This window comes from Pseudosulfitobacter pseudonitzschiae (assembly GCF_900129395.1).
GTDB lineage: Bacteria > Pseudomonadota > Alphaproteobacteria > Rhodobacterales > Rhodobacteraceae > Pseudosulfitobacter > Pseudosulfitobacter pseudonitzschiae.
The window spans coordinates 715,249-732,262 of the sequence record NZ_FQVP01000002.1 but is presented as its reverse complement, the minus strand read 5'-3'; the positions used below and the strand labels follow the sequence as shown (position 1 = coordinate 732,262).

Annotated in this window: 18 protein-coding genes; 6 read left to right on the top strand and 12 right to left on the bottom strand. The window is 62.3% G+C overall.

Annotation, left to right across the window (positions count from 1 at the left end; translation table 11 throughout):
* Window positions 1-28 precede the first annotated feature (28 nt).
* Complete coding sequence (locus BUC08_RS07825) at window positions 29-985, top strand: calcium-binding protein (RefSeq protein ID WP_051694238.1); 957 nt, start codon at window positions 29-31, stop codon at window positions 983-985.
* A gap of 139 nt (window positions 986-1,124) precedes the next feature.
* Here the strand turns inward: BUC08_RS07825 and BUC08_RS07820 are convergent, their stop codons facing one another.
* Window positions 1,125-2,747 carry a SulP family inorganic anion transporter gene (locus tag BUC08_RS07820; RefSeq protein ID WP_081855365.1) on the bottom strand — a complete coding sequence of 541 codons (1,623 nt, stop codon included), beginning with the start codon at window positions 2,745-2,747 and terminating at the stop codon, window positions 1,125-1,127.
* A 363-nt stretch (window positions 2,748-3,110) separates the two neighbouring features.
* Between BUC08_RS07820 and BUC08_RS07815 the strand changes: the two genes are divergently transcribed.
* Window positions 3,111-4,139 carry a PAS domain-containing protein gene (locus BUC08_RS07815; RefSeq protein WP_051694236.1) on the top strand — a complete coding sequence of 343 codons (1,029 nt, stop codon included), beginning with the start codon at window positions 3,111-3,113 and terminating at the stop codon, window positions 4,137-4,139.
* Between the two features lie 36 nt (window positions 4,140-4,175).
* Here the strand turns inward: BUC08_RS07815 and BUC08_RS07810 are convergent, their stop codons facing one another.
* Window positions 4,176-4,712, bottom strand: coding sequence for a YaeQ family protein (locus tag BUC08_RS07810; RefSeq protein WP_037925528.1), 537 nt, complete (start codon window positions 4,710-4,712; stop codon window positions 4,176-4,178).
* Between the two features lie 167 nt (window positions 4,713-4,879).
* Here BUC08_RS07810 and BUC08_RS07805 point away from each other — a divergent pair, with 167 nt between their 5' ends.
* Genes BUC08_RS07805 through BUC08_RS07790 form a run of 4 tightly spaced genes read left to right on the top strand, consistent with a single transcriptional unit; the run spans window position 4,880 to window position 8,044 of the window.
* On the top strand, window positions 4,880-5,755 hold the full coding sequence (locus BUC08_RS07805) for an S-methyl-5'-thioadenosine phosphorylase (protein WP_037925525.1): 876 nt from the start codon (window positions 4,880-4,882) through the stop codon (window positions 5,753-5,755).
* A 14-nt stretch (window positions 5,756-5,769) separates the two neighbouring features.
* Entirely contained in the window at window positions 5,770-7,026 is a 1,257-nt protein-coding gene (locus BUC08_RS07800; protein WP_037925524.1) for a DoxX-like family protein, read from the top strand.
* Entirely contained in the window at window positions 7,026-7,490 is a 465-nt protein-coding gene (locus BUC08_RS07795) for a DUF2269 family protein (protein WP_037925522.1), read from the top strand. The genes BUC08_RS07800 and BUC08_RS07795 overlap by 1 nt, the downstream gene beginning before the upstream one ends.
* Window positions 7,491-7,513: 23 nt before the next feature.
* Window positions 7,514-8,044, top strand: a complete 531-nt coding sequence (locus tag BUC08_RS07790; RefSeq protein ID WP_037925521.1) for an adenine phosphoribosyltransferase — start codon at window positions 7,514-7,516, stop codon at window positions 8,042-8,044.
* A gap of 69 nt (window positions 8,045-8,113) precedes the next feature.
* On the opposite strand, the gene BUC08_RS07785 is transcribed toward BUC08_RS07790, so the two are convergent.
* The 10 genes from BUC08_RS07785 to cyoE all read right to left on the bottom strand — a co-directional run bounded on the left by BUC08_RS07785 (window position 8,114) and on the right by cyoE (window position 16,952).
* Window positions 8,114-9,529 (bottom strand): FAD-binding oxidoreductase, encoded by a 1,416-nt coding sequence (locus BUC08_RS07785; RefSeq protein ID WP_037925519.1) that lies wholly within the window; start codon window positions 9,527-9,529, stop codon window positions 8,114-8,116.
* 39 nt (window positions 9,530-9,568) lie between these two features.
* Window positions 9,569-10,387 carry an MBL fold metallo-hydrolase gene (locus tag BUC08_RS07780; RefSeq protein ID WP_037925518.1) on the bottom strand — a complete coding sequence of 273 codons (819 nt, stop codon included), beginning with the start codon at window positions 10,385-10,387 and terminating at the stop codon, window positions 9,569-9,571.
* A 46-nt stretch (window positions 10,388-10,433) separates the two neighbouring features.
* On the bottom strand, window positions 10,434-11,018 hold the full coding sequence (locus BUC08_RS07775; RefSeq protein ID WP_037925516.1) for a GNAT family N-acetyltransferase: 585 nt from the start codon (window positions 11,016-11,018) through the stop codon (window positions 10,434-10,436).
* Window positions 11,018-12,280: a M16 family metallopeptidase gene (locus BUC08_RS07770; protein ID WP_037925515.1), complete on the bottom strand. Its 1,263-nt coding sequence runs from the start codon at window positions 12,278-12,280 to the stop codon at window positions 11,018-11,020. Before BUC08_RS07770 ends, BUC08_RS07775 begins: the two co-directional genes overlap by 1 nt.
* A complete protein-coding gene (thrC, locus tag BUC08_RS07765; RefSeq protein ID WP_037925513.1) occupies window positions 12,277-13,665 on the bottom strand; it encodes a threonine synthase in 1,389 nt (462 codons plus the stop codon). Before thrC ends, BUC08_RS07770 begins: the two co-directional genes overlap by 4 nt.
* The gene (locus tag BUC08_RS07760) at window positions 13,662-14,354 is read right to left on the bottom strand and encodes an SURF1 family protein (RefSeq protein WP_037925511.1); all 693 of its coding nucleotides are present in this window, start codon (window positions 14,352-14,354) and stop codon (window positions 13,662-13,664) included. The genes thrC and BUC08_RS07760 overlap by 4 nt, the downstream gene beginning before the upstream one ends.
* Before the next feature lie 103 nt (window positions 14,355-14,457).
* Entirely contained in the window at window positions 14,458-15,264 is an 807-nt protein-coding gene (locus BUC08_RS07755) for a cytochrome c oxidase subunit 3 (protein ID WP_037925509.1), read from the bottom strand.
* A 10-nt stretch (window positions 15,265-15,274) separates the two neighbouring features.
* Complete coding sequence (locus BUC08_RS07750; RefSeq protein ID WP_037925507.1) at window positions 15,275-15,856, bottom strand: cytochrome c oxidase assembly protein; 582 nt, start codon at window positions 15,854-15,856, stop codon at window positions 15,275-15,277.
* Window positions 15,853-16,014, bottom strand: a complete 162-nt coding sequence (locus BUC08_RS07745) for a hypothetical protein (protein WP_028954646.1) — start codon at window positions 16,012-16,014, stop codon at window positions 15,853-15,855. Before BUC08_RS07745 ends, BUC08_RS07750 begins: the two co-directional genes overlap by 4 nt.
* Complete coding sequence (cyoE, locus tag BUC08_RS07740) at window positions 16,014-16,952, bottom strand: heme o synthase (RefSeq protein WP_037925505.1); 939 nt, start codon at window positions 16,950-16,952, stop codon at window positions 16,014-16,016. Before cyoE ends, BUC08_RS07745 begins: the two co-directional genes overlap by 1 nt.
* Between the last annotated feature and the right edge of the window lie 62 nt (window positions 16,953-17,014).

Genomic DNA, 17,014 nt, shown 5'->3' with positions numbered 1-17,014 from the left:
TGTGTATACATCCAACGGAGTTTTTCGCATGACCCAACTCGTGATTTCAGACGGCATCACCAGCCTTGTAAGCGTGTTCTATGGCGCGCTTGACGATGCCTTTCTTGACGGCACCGTCACCAGCTTCAGCACGACCCAGGTGACAATCAACACGGCGGGCGCAGTCATCACGCTGAACGGCACGGGATTTGGCGTGAATGCTTCGGGGTACTTCGGCAACCTGGATTCGATGAGCTTTGCCTTTACCAACGGGGAATCGATCGAATGGACCGACATCGGCCTGCTGGTGCAGGATATCGTTGCCGCCTATGACGCGGAAGAAGACGAGGTGTCGCCGCAAATCGACGCGGTCGAAAACCTGTTGCTGCCGCTGGGCTGGAACATGACGTTCAACGACAATGATGACACCCTGAATTCAAAAACCACCAGCGCCGACGGGATCAAGCTTCATCTGACCGGCGACGACTATTTTGACCTGCGTGGCGGGTCCGATGATCTGTTCGCGTCGGACGGCAAGGACACTGTCTTTGGCGGTGCAGGCAGCGATACCATCGACGGGGGCAATGACAATGACCGCCTGTACGGGGACAAGGGCGACGACGTCATTAAAGGGTCCAAGGGACGTGACCTGCTGCGCGGCGGCACCGGCGACGACGAGCTGTCGGGTGGCAAGGGACGCGACAACCTGAATGGCGGCGCGGGCAATGACACGCTGGACGGGGGATCTGGCGACGACAAGCTGCGGGGCGCGGATGGCGCCGACACCTTTGTCTTCAGCAGCGCGGTCTCGTCCGGCGACGCCGACATCATCTACGACTATGAACTGGGCGTCGACTTCCTCAGCGTCGATGCCGACGTGCTTGCAGGTGCCACGATCGTCGACACCGCAGATGGCGCGTTGCTGACATACGACGACAACACATTGTTGGTTGTCGGCGTCACCGCGGCGCAACTGGGCAACGATGCGAATTTCACCCTCTTCTGATCGCCCAAACAAAAGACACTTGGGATCGACACGCAAAAGGCGGCCTCCGGGGCCGCCTTTTTTGTCGCCATCTGTTGGCGGAGATTGCTCTTGGTGGACGGCGCCGGTGGCCAAACAGCCCCCTTCCCGAACCCGGTCGTCAGTGACCGCCCAGAATACCTGTGCGCACGCCATAATTGGCCGCAACCGCATAATCGGGGTCGTCATCACTGTCGATCACCAGATGCCCCGCCTTGGACAGCAGCGCATGGCAATCGCGCGACAGATGCCGCAGCTGGATGCGCTTGCCCAGGTCTTCGTATTTGCCTGCCAGCGTCTCGATGGCCTGCAAGGCGGACTGGTCCACCACGCGGCTGCCGGCAAAGTCCACGGTGACGCTCAGCGGGTCAGTTTCCACCTCGAACATCTCCATGAACCCGTCGGTCGAGCCAAAGAACAACGGCCCCTGCACCTTGTAGATCTTGGAGCCGTCGGGCGCATTTTCGATCTGTGCGTGGATGCGGCGCGCGTTGTTCCACGCATAGGCCAGCGCACTGACGATCACGCCCACGACCACCGCCACGGCGAGGTCTTCCATCACTGTCACGACGGTCACCAGCACGATCACAAAGGCGTCCGTCAGAGGCACCTTGCGCAGGATCATCAACGAGTTCCAGGCAAAGGTCCCGATCACCACCATGAACATCACGCCCACGAGCGCGGCCAGCGGGATTTGTTCGATCAGGCTCGACCCGACAAGGATAAAGGCCAGCAGGAACAGCGCCGCCGTGATCCCCGCGACCCGCGTGCGTCCGCCGGATTTCACGTTGATCATCGACTGGCCGATCATCGCACAGCCGCCCATACCGCCGAAAAAGCCGGTCACGGTGTTGGCCACGCCTTGGGCGATACATTCCTGGCTTGCGCCGCCGCGCTGGCCTGTCATGTCGCCCACCAGGTTCAGGGTCAGCAGGCTTTCGATCAGCCCGATGGCTGCGAGGATCACCGCGTAGGGCAGGATGATCTCAAGTGTTTCCCAGTTCAGAGGCACCATCGGAATGTGGAATTCGGGAAATCCGCCCTTGATGCTGGCCAGATCGCCCACGCGCGGCACGTCCAGACCAAAGGCAATGACCACTGCGGCCACGATGCCGATGCCCGCGAGCGGTGCGGGAATGGCGCGTGTCAGGCGCGGCGTCACCCAGATGATCGCCATTGTCGCCGCCACCAGCGCCAGCATGATCATCAGCGGCTGGCCCGACAGCCAGACACCGCTGCTGACACCGTGGCCTGTGTCGACGCGGGTGCCGGGCACCTTGAACTGGCTCATCTGCGCGAGGAAAATCACGATCGCCAACCCGTTCACAAAACCCAGCATGACCGGATGCGGCACCAGCCGCATGAACTTGCCCCATTGCATCGCGCCCGCAAAAATCTGCAACAGGCCCATCAGTACAACGGTGGCAAACAGATACTCGACCCCGTGCTGCGCGACCAAGGCCACCATCACCACGGCCAGCGCACCGGTCGCCCCCGAGATCATGCCCGGACGCCCGCCCATGATCGCCGTGATCAGACCGACCATGAACGCGGCGTACAGCCCCACCAACGGGTTCACTCCCGCGACGAATGCAAAAGCCACCGCTTCGGGCACCAGCGCCAATGCGACGGTCAGGCCCGAGAGAATTTCGGTCTTCCACTGCCGCCCGTCCAGCTGAGTGTCACCGGGTGCCACGCGAAAATCGCCGAAACGAGTGTGGATGAGGTTCGAGATCAAAGCCATGTGTGTCCTGTACGTCGCGAATGTGTCGCCAATGTTAAAGGGTTCCTCTAACGGACCGCGCCCACAGGGGCCAGAGGCAATGCCGTTTTATGGTAATACCCGCCTCCTTGTGTCAGAAGCTTGGCCTTGGTTTGTGCAACCTCCGGGCAGTCCGCAGATGCGCGAACGGGCGACACGGCCTGAACAACCCGCGCACCCGCACGCTGTGCGCGATCATTTGCATTGCCAAAACGCGACCAAAGGTCGAACCATCGACCGTTGGACCGCAACAAAAGCCGTCGCTTGATTCCTTGCTCGTGTGCATCATATTAGGGTTCGGCGCGGCTGTGTCGCACCAGATTTTTGACCTATTGGACCTTGTTAATGCCAGCCGACGACTCCGAAATTCTGCCCTCAACCCTGCTTTCTGCTGAAAATCTTCGCACCAACGCTGTTTTCGCACATGCGATCCGGCACAGCAGGCTGGCTCTTTGCATCACCGATCCATCCCAGCCGGATGAACCGATCGTGTTCGCCAACCCTGCGTTTTCCGATCTGACCGGATATGCCGAGGAAGACTTTATCGGCAAGAACTGCCGCTTTCTCCAGGGTCCCGAGACAACAGAGGAAAGCCTCAAGCAGATTCGCGAGGCCCTGAACTCGGATGGCGTCGCAATGGTCGAGATCGTGAACTATCGCAAATCGGGCGAGAAATTCATCAATGCGCTGCAAATCGGGCCTGTCTTTGACGAAGACGGCAACCTGATTTTCCACTTCGGTTCGCAGATGGATATCTCGACCGCGCGTGAAAAAGAACGCCAGATGAGCGCGTTGAAGACGAACGAATTGCTTCATCGTCTGAAGAACATCGTCAACGTGATGACGGTCGTGATCGAAATGACAGGACGGTCGGCAACCGATACCGCCGCCTACAGCAAACGGATTGCTGAACGCCTGCGTGCGCTGGGGCAGGCCCACTTTGCCACGATCTCTAACGATGAACCCAAGGTTCTGCACCTGGACGAACTGGCCAAGATGCTTTTGCTGGCCTACGCACCGCTGGGCGAAAAACAGGTTCGCCTGAACGGTGACACTTTCGCCGTCCCCGGCCAGTACATGACCGCGATCACGCTCTTGCTGCATGAACTTGCAACAAACGCGGTCAAACACGGCAGCCTCAGGGTCGAAGAAGGGATCGTCGATCTGACGTGGAACACAGACGATCCTTCGGTTCTGGCGCTGCGCTGGAGCGAGCATAACGGACCTGCCGTGATACCGCCCAGCCGCGAAAGCGGGTCAAAGATCATCAGTTCGCTGGTCCGGGCATCGGGCGGCACGCTGACATTTGACTGGCATCCCGAAGGACTGGTTGCGGATCTGACGCTTCCGATTGTCACCAAGAAAACCGATTGAACGTCAGCGGCTTAGCGCATCGGCGTTGAAAAACCGCTATTTCCAGTTGTCCGGCGTGACATAGACGATTTCGTCATCGACGCTGACCATCACGTCGCCGTCCTGGATATTGACCTGCACCCGCATCGCGCGACTGGCCAGCTTGGCCAGCGCGCCGGTTTCGGCTTCGGCAAGGTTGACGACGCGCAGGTTGTCAAACCGGGCGGTGCTGTTCCTGATCTTGTCCCACCAGATTTCGGCGGAACGGCCACCGTAGGCATAGACAATCACATTGTCCGCCTTGCCACAGGACTGACGCACGACCTTTTCACTGGGCTGCCCCAGAGCGATCCACAGCTCAAGCTCGCCGCTCAGGCTTTTTTGCCAGACGTCCGGTTCGTCATCGGTGGAAAGCCCCTTGGTCATTTCCAGATGCTCATGCGCGTTCAGCGCAAAGGCCAGGACGCGCACCATCAACCGTTCATCGGTCTCGGACGGATGTTTGGCCACGGTCAGCTTGTGGGTCTCGTAATAGTTCCGGTCCATATCGGAGACGGAAAGTTCGACTTTGTAGACAGTGGATTTTTGCGCCATGACATGCCCCGGAGCTGCGAAGTTAGTGACCCCTAGAGCGTCTGGCGCCATTGTGAAAGCACATAGGAACATCCGTCGTGAACCGCGTTTGCCCAACGCCCCCTTGCAGCCCTATCCCGACACGCTAGTCTCGGGTCCATAATCCACCCCACACAAAGGCCGCTCCCATGACCCCAACCCGCATCGCCGTGATCGGCGGCTCTGGCATTTATGACATCGACGGGCTGAAGGATGCCAAGTGGGTGCAGGTCGCAACCCCCTGGGGCAAGCCGTCCGACCAGATCCTGACCGGCACGCTGGACGGGGTCGAGATGGCGTTCCTGCCGCGGCACGGACGTGGGCACGTTCACACGCCCACATCGGTCCCCTACCGCGCCAACATCGACGCGCTGAAACGCATCGGCTGCACGGATGTGATCAGCGTGTCCGCCTGCGGATCGTTCCGCGAGGAAATGGCACCGGGGGATTTTGTCATCGTCGACCAGTTCATCGACCGCACGGTGAACCGCGAAAAGACGTTCTTCGGCACCGGCTGCGTCGGCCACGTCAGCGTGGCGCACCCCACCTGTCCGCGCCTGTCCGACGCCTGCGAGGCGGCGGCGCGCGATGCAAAGATCAACGTGCACCGGGGCGGCACCTATCTGGCGATGGAGGGTCCGCAATTCTCGACCCTGGCCGAAAGCCGGATGTACCGCGAAAGCTGGGGGGCAGATGTGATCGGTATGACCAACATGCCCGAGGCGAAACTCGCCCGCGAGGCCGAGCTGTGCTATGCTTCGGTGGCGATGATCACCGACTATGACAGCTGGCACCCCGACCATGGCGAGGTGGACGTCACGCAGATCATCGCCACCCTGACCGGAAATGCCGACAAGGCGCGCAATCTGGTGTCGCGCCTGCCTGCGCTTTTGGGGGCTGAGCGCGCGCCCTGCCCGCATGGCTGTGACCGGGCACTGGAATACGCGATCATGACCGCGCCCGAGGCCCGCGATCCCGAACTGGTGGCCAAACTGGACGCTGTTGCCGGTCGGGTTCTGTCCTGACAAGGGGCGCGTCCATGCGCCGGCATGTCCTGATCCTGGGGGCTGATGGGTTCATCGGCCGCCACATCGCCTTTGCCGCCCGCCGCGCGGGCTGGCAGGTGACGGCGCATGCGCGCAATCCGGCAGGCTTGCAGCACATGGGGTTCGACACCCTGCGTGCGGACCTGACCGATCCGGTGACCCATGATCCAGCGTTCTGGCGTCCGGTGCTGGCGGAGGGCGCCCATGTCATCAACGCCGCCGGTTTGCTGACCGGAGCGGAGGCCGCAATGCACGCGGTCCATGTCGCGGCCCCTACGGCGGTCTATGCCGCTCTGTCCCCCGGCGCGCGCGGTGTGCTGATTTCGGCCATCGGGATCGAGGCCCAGACCCCCTTTGCCCGCCACCGCCGCGACGGCGAGGCCGCAGCGCCTGACAGCATCGCCATCCTGCGCCCCGGGCTGGTGCTGGGGCATACCTCTTATGGCGGCTCGTCCCTGGCGCGTGCGCTGGCCGCACTGCCCCTGGTAACGCCCGTGGTCGGCAAGGGCGACCAGCCGTTCAACCCGATCCACGCCGACGATCTGGCTGCGATTGCCTTGCACTGCGTTGAGCACCCGCCCCTGGCTGGCCAGCATGTGGTGGGCGGCCCCGAAACCGTCACGCAAAAGCAGATGCTGCAAGCCCTGCGCGGATGGATGGGCCTGCGCCCTGCCATCACCCTGCGCCTGCCAGGCCCGCTGGCCCGGATGATGGGGACCATCGGTGACGCCATGTGCCTTGGTCCGATTTCGCGCACTGCGGTCGACCAGTTGTCACAGGGCGTGCACGCCCCCCACACGCTGCCAGAGGGTCCGCAACCCCGCCCCTTCACCGACATCCTGCACGCCCAGCCCTGCGGCACCCAGGACCTGTGGCACGCGCGGCTCTACCTGATGCGGCCTGTGTTGCGGCTGGCGCTGGCGGTCCTGTGGCTGGTCTCGGGGCTGATCGGCCTGACGCTGCCTGCCGCCGACTTCCTGCCGTTGGTCCCGGACACCCTGCCCGACACAGCGCTGATCCTCATGGCGCGCGCCGGTGGGCTGGCGGACCTTGCGATTGCCGCCGCGCTGCTGCGCGGTTGGCGGCCCCGCATGATGGCGGCAGTGCAATTTGGGATGATTGTCGCCTATACCGCCGCCTTCACCCTGTTGAACCCGGCGTTGTGGTTGCTCCCCTTGGGTGGTCTGCTTAAGAACGTCCCGCTGCTGGTCCTGATCGCCATGGCCGCAATTGTGGAAAGAGAACGCTGATGGACGCCTATCTGACAGCCAAATGGCTGCACATCCTGTCGTCCACCGTGCTGTTCGGCACCGGCATCGGCACCGCGTTCCAGATGGTCTGGGCCATGCGCAGCGACAACCCGGTGGTGATCCACCGCACGGCCTCGGGCGTCGTGGTGGCCGACTGGCTGTTCACCACACCGGCGGGGCTGCTTCAGCCCGCCACCGGCCTTTGGCTGATCCACCTGCAAGGCTATCCGCTGACCGAGCCGTGGTTGCTGATGACCTATGTGCTGTATGCGGTGGCCTTTGTCGCATGGGTGCCCGTGGTCGGTCTGCAAATCCGCATTCGCAACCTGACCGCCACCGCCACGACGGTGCCCGCCGCCGCGCGCCGCGCCTTTCGCATCTGGTTCGCCCTTGGCTGGCCTGCCTTCCTTGCGCTGATCGTGATCTTCTGGCTTATGGTGCACAGGCCGCCACTCTGGGGCTGATGCCCCTGCACACCGGAAACCCTATGAAAACCGTCCAAGATTATATCCGCACCATCCCCGATTTCCCCCATGCGGGGATCATGTTCCGCGATGTGACGACCCTGTTTGCCGACCCGCGCGGCTTTCGCATGGCGATCGACCAGATGCTGAACCCCTATGCGGGGCTGCAAATCGACAAGGTCGTGGGTCTGGAAGCGCGCGGTTTTATCCTGGGCGGTGCCATCGCGCACCAACTGTCCAAGGGGTTCGTCCCGATCCGCAAAAAGGGCAAGCTGCCCGGTGCCACCATTGAACAGGCCTATACGCTGGAATACGGCGAGGCTGTGGTCGAAATCCACGACGACGCCATTCAAGCAGGCGAGACCGTGTTGATCGTCGATGACCTGCTGGCCACCGGCGGCACCGCCGAGGCGGGGATCAAGCTGATCGAACGGCTGGGCGGCAAGATCATCTCGTGCAGCTTCATCATCGACCTGCCCGATCTGGGCGGCCGCGCCAAGCTGGAAGCGATGGGCATGGATGTGCAGGCCCTGTGCGCCTACGAAGGCGACTGAGCCCCCTTCATCTTGCCCGCAAAACTCCGGGGTGAGGCGCCCAAGCGCCGAGGGGCAGCGCCCCTCTGCCTATCCGCGCAGCACGGCACCCGGGTTCATGATCCCCGCAGGGTCCAGTGCCGCCTTGATCGCGCGCATCGCCGCCAGCTTGACCGGATCGCCATAGCGTTCCAGATCGCCCACCTTGAACCGCCCGATGCCGTGTTCCGCGCTGACCGAGCCCCCCAGTTCGTGCACCAGGTCGTGCACCGCCTGCTTGATCCCGTCCCGCTCGGCCAGATGGTCGGCCTTGGTTTTGCCTGGCGCGGGAAAGACGTTGTAATGCAGGTTTCCGTCGCCCACGTGACCGAAACAGTTGACGCGGAAATCACCCAGCGCAGCGATCCGCGCGTTGGCCTTGGTGATAAATTCGGCCAATGCGCCCAGCGGCACCGAAATGTCGTGACTGCTGATCGACCCGATCCGGCGGTTCGCCTCGGGAATGTGTTCGCGCACGGTCCAGAAATCGTCTGACTGTGCTTGCGATTGCGCGATGATCCCGTCGCTGACCAGCCCGTCCTCGGCCCCTGCCACGAACAGCCGCTCCAGCGCGTCGGTGGGGTCTTGCCCTGCCGTCACGCCGACTTCGACCAGCACGCACCATTCGGGCGGCGTCTCCCAGGGGCGGCGGATGTCTGGCAGTTTCTCGGCCAGGAAATCCATGCCTTGCCGGTGCATCAGTTCAAAGGCGCTGATGCTCTCGCCCAGCAGGTCGCGGCCCAGCGTCAGCAGTTTCAGCGCGGCGGCAGGACTGTCCACCACCAGCATCGCCGTACCGCTGTGCGCGGGGCGCGGCGACAGCTTCAGTGCAGCGGCGGTAATCACACCCAACGTGCCCTCGGCCCCGATCAGCAAGTGGCGCAGGTCATAGCCGGTGTTGTCCTTGCGCAGACGGCTCAGCCCGTTCCAGATGCTGCCATCGGGCAACACGGCCTCAAGCCCCAGACACAGATCGCGCGCATTGCCATAGCGTAACACGCCGGTGCCGCCTGCATTGGTGCTGAGGTTGCCACCGATCCGCGCGGTGCCCTCGGCCGCCAGCGACAGCGGGAACAACCGACCCGCCTGCGCTGCGGCCTCTTGCACATCGGCCAGGATCACCCCCGCCTCGACGATGGCCACGTTTTCATCCGCATAGACCGCGCGCACCGCGTTCATCCGCTCCAGCGACAGGATCAGCGGCACGGGGCCATCCTCGACGACCTGCCCGCCGACCAACCCCGTGCCACCGCCATAGGGAACAATCCCGATGCGGTGCTGCGCACACAGGCACACGATCGTCGCCACCTCTTCGACGCTGCGCGGCAGGGCGACAAGCGTGTCCCGCCCCTTGTACCGCCCGCGCGGCTCTTCCAGATAGCGGGTCTCGGCGCGGCGAAAACGGTCGGCGGGCAAGGCTGCGGTCAGCAGCGGTTCAGTCTCGGGGGTAAGAGAGGTCAATGTCATGGCCGCAACATCCTGCCACGACGCGGCAAAGGCAAGAGCCTAGCGTTGCAACCATTCGGGACGCAGCACCATGATCGTCGGGCGCGCCGGCAAGCGGTCGCGCGACACCTGCAGGGCGGGGCCGCCCACCTCGACCACGGCGAATTCATCCGCCATGCCGATCAGGAATTCATCCAGCGTATAGTCCGAGAACCAATGCATCGGCAGCACCACCGACGACTTCAGCCGCTTCAACACGCGGGTCATCGTGGGCAGGTCCAGCGTCATACCGCCGTCAATCGGTGCCATCACGACGTCCAGCCGCCCGATGGCCGCATATTGCCCGGCGTCCGGTTCGTGGTGCAAATGCCCAAGATGGCCGATGCACAGGCCTGCCATTTCAAAGACAAAGATCGAGTTCCCCTTGGCCTCGCTGCCGCCATATTGGCTGCGGATGTCTGTCGAGACATTGCGGACCAGAACCTCGCCCAGATCGACGTGATGGTCGATCCCCTGCCCGAACGGCCCCCAGCCGTTCAGGGCGTGGGAAATGGCCGGGTCGGGAAAGGCGGTCCAGTGGGTGTCATGGGCGTGGTTCATCGTCACCACGTCGGGGATCATCGGCACGTTGCCGATGTAGCCGGTGAAATCCGTCACGATGTTCAACCCGCCGTGGCTGCGGATCAGGAAACTGGCGTGGTCGATGTAGTGGATCAGAACCGTCTCGCTGGGGACATCAACGTCATAGCTGGCCGCTTGCACAAACGCCGCGCCGTCGATCTCGCCCGCCAGCGCAATGCAGTGACTGGGCGTGCGCGCGGCCTGGGCCTGCGCCGTCCCTGTCATCAGTGTCAAAGCTGTCAGCAGTCGGATCAACATGATGGCCACCCTCGTGGCCCTCAGTCTAGCGCATCCCGCGCCAAAGTCATCTGGCGTCTGTCCGCCCGCGGCGGTCATGGCGCAGGGATGCATAAAGAACGTGCGTCCGCCAACGTCCGTCGATCTGCAAATAGGATTGCGCGACGCCCTCGTATTTAAAGCCTGACTTTTCCAGCAGCCCGCGCGAGGCGGCATTTTCCGGCAGACAGGCCGCTTCGATCCGGCTGAGGTCTTGACGGGTAAAGGCATAGTGCACCACCGCCTCGATGGCCTCGCGCATATAGCCTTTGCGCGCGAACATCTGGCCGGTCCAATAGCCCAGCGTGCCGGCCTGCGCAGGCCCGCGCCGGATGTTGTCCAACGTGATCGCCCCGACCAGAACCTCGTCCTCGCGCCGGATCAGGAACAGCGGCATGGCCGAGCCGTTGGCGATGGAGCGTTGGGCCCAGTAGACACGGTTGGTGAAGGCCTTGCGCGACAGGTGATCCTCGGCCCAGCCGGGTTCCCACGGGGTCAGGTAGTCCTTGGAATGTGCGCGCAGCGCCGACCAGGGGCGGAAATCTGCATGAACCGGAGGCCGCAGCGTCAGCCGCTCGGTCTCGATCCGCAGTTTCCGCTTGGACAGCAACATCAGGCGACCCGGCGCTCCTGCAAGGCATCCAGCGTCGGGGCCGTATCGACCGGACCATACAGCGCCAGCGCCGCAGGCGCGGTGGCCGCGATATGTTCCGCAAACTCGCGCACGTCGCCGGTGGTCACCGCATCAATGCGCGCAATGGTTTCTTCCAGCGGCGGCACGCGGTCCCAAATCTGCACCAGTCGCGCCAGACGTTCGGCGCGGCTGGACGGGCTTTCCAGTCCCATCAGCAATCCGGCCTTCATCTGGGCACGGGCGCGGGCCACTTCGGCGGGGTTCATGTCCGAGGCCGCCCGCTTCATCTCGTCGATGGTGATCCGCGACAGCTCGGCCACCTGATCGCCGCTGGTACCCGCATAGACGGTCATCATGCCAGTGTCGTCATAGGCCCCTGCCTGCGCAAAGATCGAATAGCACAGGCCGCGGTTCTCGCGCACCTCCTGGAACAGGCGCGAGGACATGCCGCCGCCGAGGGCGCTGGCGTAGATCTGCGCGACATAGATTTCCTCATCGCGGTAGCCGGGGCTTTCGAATGCCAGCGCAAAGTGGGCCTGCTCCAGATCCTTGACCTGCCGCACTTCCCCACCACGAAACGACGCGGGTGCCAGTTTGAACGCGGGTGTCGGGACCATGCCGCCGAACATCTCTTCGGCCAGTTTCACGATGCTGTCGTGATCGACAGCACCCGCCGCCGAGAGGATCATCTCTTCGGGGCCGTAATGCTGGGCCACGAACTTGGCCAGATCCTTGCGGGTGAACGCCTCGATCCGCTCGGTCGGACCTAGAATGGTGCGTCCGATGGGCTGTTCTGGATAGGCCTGCGCCTGCAACCAGTCAAAGATCACGTCGTCGGGCGTGTCCAGCGCCTGGCCGATCTCTTGCAGGATCACGCCGCGCTCGATCTCGATCTCGTTCTTGTCGAAGGTCGGGTTCAGCAGGATGTCCCCGATCACATCCATAGCCAGCGGCACGTCCGCCTCAAGCACACGCGCGTAGTAGGCCGTGACCTCGCGGCTGGTGTAAGCGTTGATATAGCCGCCCACGTCCTCTATCGCCTCGGCGATTTGCAGGGCACTGCGCTTGGCCGTGCCCTTGAACGCCATATGCTCCAGAAAATGCGCGATGCCGTTTTGTTTGGGCGCTTCGTGCCGACCACCGGCATTGACCCAGATCCCGATAGACGCCGAAGCCAGCCCCGGCATGTGTTCCGTCACGATGCGAAAGCCGTTGGCAAGGCGGTGCTGTTGCAAGCTCACTGTGCGATATGTCCCTTGATATGGTCCTTGAGCGCGCCAAGGTCATTGGCGACCCGTGTCACCCGTTCCGCGCGTTCATAGAGGTCTTCCATGCGCGGGGGAAGAGGGGGATGGATGCCGCTGGCTTTCTCGACTGCGTCCGGGAACTTTGCCGGATGGGCGGTGGCGAGGGTGATCATCGGCGTGCCCTGAACGCGGTGTTCGTTGGCCACCTTTACGGCAACAGCCGAATGCGGGCACAGCAGTTCGGTCGATGCCTTTAACGTGGCAGTGATGGTCGCGTTGGTTTCGTCTTCGGACGCGCGGCCACTGTCGTAATGCTCTTGCAGGGCTTCCATCGCGCCCTGGCTCACGTCGAAACCGCCCTCTTTCAGCTCGTCCATCAGCTGGGCCACGGCCTTACCGTCGCGCCCGTAAGCGTCGAACAGTGCGCGTTCAAAGTTCGACGAGACCTGGATGTCCATCGACGGGCTGATCGAAGGCACGGTGTCGCCCTTGTGGTAGCCCTGCCCTTTCAGGCAGCGGTCCAGAATGTCGTTCTGATTGGTCGCCACCACCAGCCGGTCGATGGGCAGGCCCATGCGTTTGGCGATGTAGCCAGCAAAGATGTCGCCAAAGTTGCCGGTGGGCACGGTAAAGCTGACCTTGCGGTGCGGCGCGCCGACGGACACGGCAGACGAGAAGTAATAGACCACCTGCGCCAGCACGCGGCCCCAGTTGATGCTGTTCACGCCCGCCAGTTTCACCGCGTCGCGGAATTCAAAGTCGTTGAACATATCCTTGAGCCGCGCCTGACAGTCGTCAAAGTCACCGTCAACGGCCAGTGCGTGCACGTTGCTTTCGGTGGGGGTGGTCATCTGGCGGCGCTGCACCTCGGAGATACGGCCATGCGGGTAGAGAATGAACACATCCACATTGTCCAGCCCGCGAAACGCCTCGATGGCGGCAGAGCCTGTGTCGCCGCTGGTGGCCCCCACAATGGTGACACGCTCGCCGCGCCGCGTCAGGGCGGTCTGGAACAACTGGCCGATCAGCTGCATGGCAAAATCCTTGAACGCCAGCGTCGGGCCGTGGAACAGCTCCAGCAGGAAATGCCCCTGATCCAGTTGCACCAGTGGCGCGCGGGCGGCGTGGCCGAACCCAGCATAAGCGCGGTCGATGCAGCCACGGAATTCTTCGTCGCTGAAGGTCTCGCCCACGAAAGGACGCATCACGCGAAAGGCGATTTCTTCGTAGCTCTGCCCTTCCATCGCGGCGATGTCAGCATGCGACAACGTCGGAATTTCAGAGGGTACATACAGTCCCCCGTCACGGGCCAGCCCGGTCAGCATGGTGTCTTCGAATGTCAGCTCGGGCGCTTTGCCTCGGGTCGAGATATATTTCACGAGTTGGGCCTTTCTGGTCGGCGGCGGTTGCCGCGCAGGGCAAAAACAGCGGTCATCGCAACCCAGATCAGGGCCAGCGAGAACCATGTGATGGCGTATTGCAAGTGATCGTTGGGAATGCCTGCAGTGTCCACAGGCAATGGCATGACGGGTCCCTCCGGCAGCGATGTGGTTCGCGCCACGATCAGCAGGGGTTCAGAGTTTAATGTCTCGGCCATCGCCGGCAGGTCGCGGGCAAACCAGATGTTTGCCTCCAGATCAGGCTCTGGCGTGAACCTGTCGATTTCCTGCGGCCAATGCAGGTTGCCGGTCACGGTCACCTCGCCCGTGGGCGTCGTCACCGCGTCACGTTCCTCAAGCCGCACGAAGCCGCGATCAACCAGCACGCGGCGGCCTGTGTCCGTCTGCATGGGCAGGATCACGCGATACCCCGCGCCGATCTGCTTTTGACTGACCAGCACATAGATCGCCTGATCGGCATAAGTGCCCGTCACGGCAACAGGCAGGTATTTGTCAGCGACGGGATCGGGATCGTCAGGCAGCGCCACAGGCTCCGCTGCAATGCGCGCGGTGATGTCAGCCAGCACCGCCTCTTTCCAGGCCAGACGCTGCACCTGCCACAGCCCGAGCGAAATCAGGACAGCCGCGCCGCCCAACCCGATGCTGATCAGAAACAGAATACGTCCCATGGCTGTCTTTCACTGCCGTGTTTCATGACAAAAGGCGCGAGGAACACCACGCGCCTTTTGGGTTTTAGGGATTCGTCGGCGATGTGCAACCAGACCCGGCTGATTAGCTGGGCACGCCCCACATATAGACGGCGAAGAAAAGGAACAGCCAGACAACGTCAACAAAGTGCCAGTACCATGCCGCCGCTTCGAAACCGACATGGCGTTCGGGGGTAAAGTGTCCCTTCATCGCCCGGATCAAGCAAACCAGCAGGAAGATGGTGCCGATAATCACGTGAAAGCCGTGGAAACCAGTGGCCATGAAGAAGTTGGAATAGAACTCGTCGCCGCCGAATTCCCAGCCTTCGTGCAGCAGGTGCGCGTATTCGTAGGCTTGCAGCCCGGTGAACACGATACCAAGGATGATCGACAGCGCCAGACCGGTGATCAGGTCCTTGCGGTTGTTTTCATGGACCAGCGCATGGTGGGCCCAGGTCACGGCACAGCCGGACAGGAGCAGAACCAGTGTATTCATCAACGGCAGGTGCAGCGCATCCACCGGAACGATACTGGGCGCTTCGTAGGTCGAGCCGACATAGTCTTCCATCGGATAGATGGCGTGTTTGAAGAAGGACCAGAACCATGCCGAGAAGAACATGACTTCGGACATGATGAACAGGATAAAGCCATAGCGCAGGCCGATCTGAACCACACGTGTGTGATCGCCAACATGGCTTTCGTCGACCACTTTGGACCACCAGGCGAACATCACGTAAAGGACGCCCGCGAACCCGGCGAGGAACACATAGGGCGTGATGCCGTGCATCCAAAGCACGCCGCCAAACAGCATGATAAAGGCCGCTACAGCGCCCAGAAGCGGCTCGATCGACGGAGCCAGAATGTGATAGTCATGGTTCTTGGCATGGGCCATGTTCAGTCCCTCAGTTCAGGTTGGTATCGTTGTTCTCTGCGTCGAGGGCGGCATAGCCTTCGGGCAGGTCAATTTCGTAGAATGTATAGCTCAGCGTGATCGTATGCACGTATTTTGCATCGCGGTCATCGACAATCTCGGGGTCGACGAAGAAAGTCACAGGCATCTGCACCCGCTCGCCGGGTTCCAGCACCTGCTGTTCGAAGCAAAAGCACTGAATCTTGTTGAAGAAGCCGCCAGCGGAATAAGGCGTGACGTTATAGCTGGCGGATCCGGCAATGGGGTGGTCGGTGGGATTGTAGGCCTCGAAAAAGGCAAGCGCGGTTTCCCCGATGCGCACTTTCATCTTGGTTTCGACCGGCTTGAATTCCCACGGCATTGCGCTGTCGACAGAGGCATCGAAGCGGACGGTGATTTCCTGGTCCAGGATATGGTCGACACCTTCGGCAACCTGACCCGGCGTGCCGCCAAAGCCGGTCACACGGCAAAACCAGTTGTAGAACGGCACCGATGCCCAGGACAGGCCGCCCATGACCAGCACGACACACACCAGTTGAACAACGGTGCGCTGAGGACCCTGCAGACGTTTCATTTCAATGTCTCCGCCCGTGGCAGTTCGAAGTCACCGCTTGTCACCTTGGCAACGGTCAACGCGAGGACCAGCACCACGAAGGCCGCCAGCAAAAGGCCAACGCCGGTGTTACGGCTGCGGCGGCGGCTGTGCATTTCATGTTCCGCTTTCAACGCCATCACCAGCCTCCGTAACCCGAGCTGCGCAGCAGCGCCTCGGCCATGATCGCACCGAAGTGCAGGAACAGATACAGCAGCGACAGCTTGAAGAACGATTTCTCGACCGCATAACCATCGGCTTCTGCCTGCGCTTCGTCGCGGCGCCAGATATCAAAGGCACCTTTCAGGAACAGCACGTTCAGGATCACGGCCGTTGTCAGATAGATCAGCCCGCCAATCGACGTGAACGCGGTGCCAACGGCCAGAATCACCAGAAGTACGGTATAGGCCAGAATATGTTTGCGGGTGGATTTGCGCCCGTGGGTCACGGTCAGCATCGGCACTTTTGCGTCGTCGTAATCCGACTTCATGAACAGTGCCAGCGCCCAGAAATGGGGGGGCGTCCACATGAAGATCAGCGCGAACATCAACCATGCCTCGACCGACATGGACCCGGTGGCCACGACCCAGCCGATCACCGGCGGAAAGGCCCCTGCCGCGCCACCGATCACGATGTTCTGCGGGGTCGAGCGTTTCAGCCACATCGAGTAGATGACGGCATAAAAGAAGATGGTAAAGGCCAGCAGCCCCGCCGCCAACAGGTTGGCCGACAGCGCCAGCATCATCACCGACAGGCCCGACAGCGCCACGCCAATGCTCAGCGCCTCGCCCGGCTGGACCTTGCCCGACGGAATCGGACGGTTGGCGGTGCGTTTCATAATATGGTCGATGTCCGCATCCCACCACATGTTCAGCGCCCCCGAGGCCCCGGCCCCGATGGCGATGAACAGGATGGATGCAAAGCCCACAACAGGGTTTACACCGTTTGGCGCCGCCAGCATGCCCACAAGCGCCGTGAACACCACAAGCTGCATCACGCGCGGCTTCATCAGCGCGAAATAATCGCCAAAGGACGCTTCGCCCTCGAAGGCCTGTGGCTGACTGCTGATGTCGGTCATGCGGCTCTCACGTATCATCTGGATTCAGGAAAGGCGGGGGAAACTGCCCCCGCCCCGTTGGC

Excerpts from the sequence above, each read along its gene's own strand:
- BUC08_RS07825 (WP_051694238.1), top strand. The coding sequence starts at position 29 with ATGACCCAACTCGTGATTTCAGACGGCATCACCAGCCTTGTAAGCGTG.
- BUC08_RS07820 (WP_081855365.1), bottom strand. The coding sequence starts at position 2,747 with ATGGCTTTGATCTCGAACCTCATCCACACTCGTTTCGGCGATTTTCGC.
- BUC08_RS07815 (WP_051694236.1), top strand. The coding sequence starts at position 3,111 with ATGCCAGCCGACGACTCCGAAATTCTGCCCTCAACCCTGCTTTCTGCT.
- BUC08_RS07810 (WP_037925528.1), bottom strand. The coding sequence starts at position 4,712 with ATGGCGCAAAAATCCACTGTCTACAAAGTCGAACTTTCCGTCTCCGAT.
- BUC08_RS07805 (WP_037925525.1), top strand. The coding sequence starts at position 4,880 with ATGACCCCAACCCGCATCGCCGTGATCGGCGGCTCTGGCATTTATGAC.
- BUC08_RS07800 (WP_037925524.1), top strand. The coding sequence starts at position 5,770 with ATGCGCCGGCATGTCCTGATCCTGGGGGCTGATGGGTTCATCGGCCGC.
- BUC08_RS07795 (WP_037925522.1), top strand. The coding sequence starts at position 7,026 with ATGGACGCCTATCTGACAGCCAAATGGCTGCACATCCTGTCGTCCACC.
- BUC08_RS07790 (WP_037925521.1), top strand. The coding sequence starts at position 7,514 with ATGAAAACCGTCCAAGATTATATCCGCACCATCCCCGATTTCCCCCAT.
- BUC08_RS07785 (WP_037925519.1), bottom strand. The coding sequence starts at position 9,529 with ATGACATTGACCTCTCTTACCCCCGAGACTGAACCGCTGCTGACCGCA.
- BUC08_RS07780 (WP_037925518.1), bottom strand. The coding sequence starts at position 10,387 with ATGTTGATCCGACTGCTGACAGCTTTGACACTGATGACAGGGACGGCG.
- BUC08_RS07775 (WP_037925516.1), bottom strand. The coding sequence starts at position 11,018 with ATGTTGCTGTCCAAGCGGAAACTGCGGATCGAGACCGAGCGGCTGACG.
- BUC08_RS07760 (WP_037925511.1), bottom strand. The coding sequence starts at position 14,354 with ATGGGACGTATTCTGTTTCTGATCAGCATCGGGTTGGGCGGCGCGGCT.
- BUC08_RS07755 (WP_037925509.1), bottom strand. The coding sequence starts at position 15,264 with ATGGCCCATGCCAAGAACCATGACTATCACATTCTGGCTCCGTCGATC.
- BUC08_RS07750 (WP_037925507.1), bottom strand. The coding sequence starts at position 15,856 with ATGAAACGTCTGCAGGGTCCTCAGCGCACCGTTGTTCAACTGGTGTGT.
- BUC08_RS07745 (WP_028954646.1), bottom strand. The coding sequence starts at position 16,014 with ATGGCGTTGAAAGCGGAACATGAAATGCACAGCCGCCGCCGCAGCCGT.
- cyoE (WP_037925505.1), bottom strand. The coding sequence starts at position 16,952 with ATGACCGACATCAGCAGTCAGCCACAGGCCTTCGAGGGCGAAGCGTCC.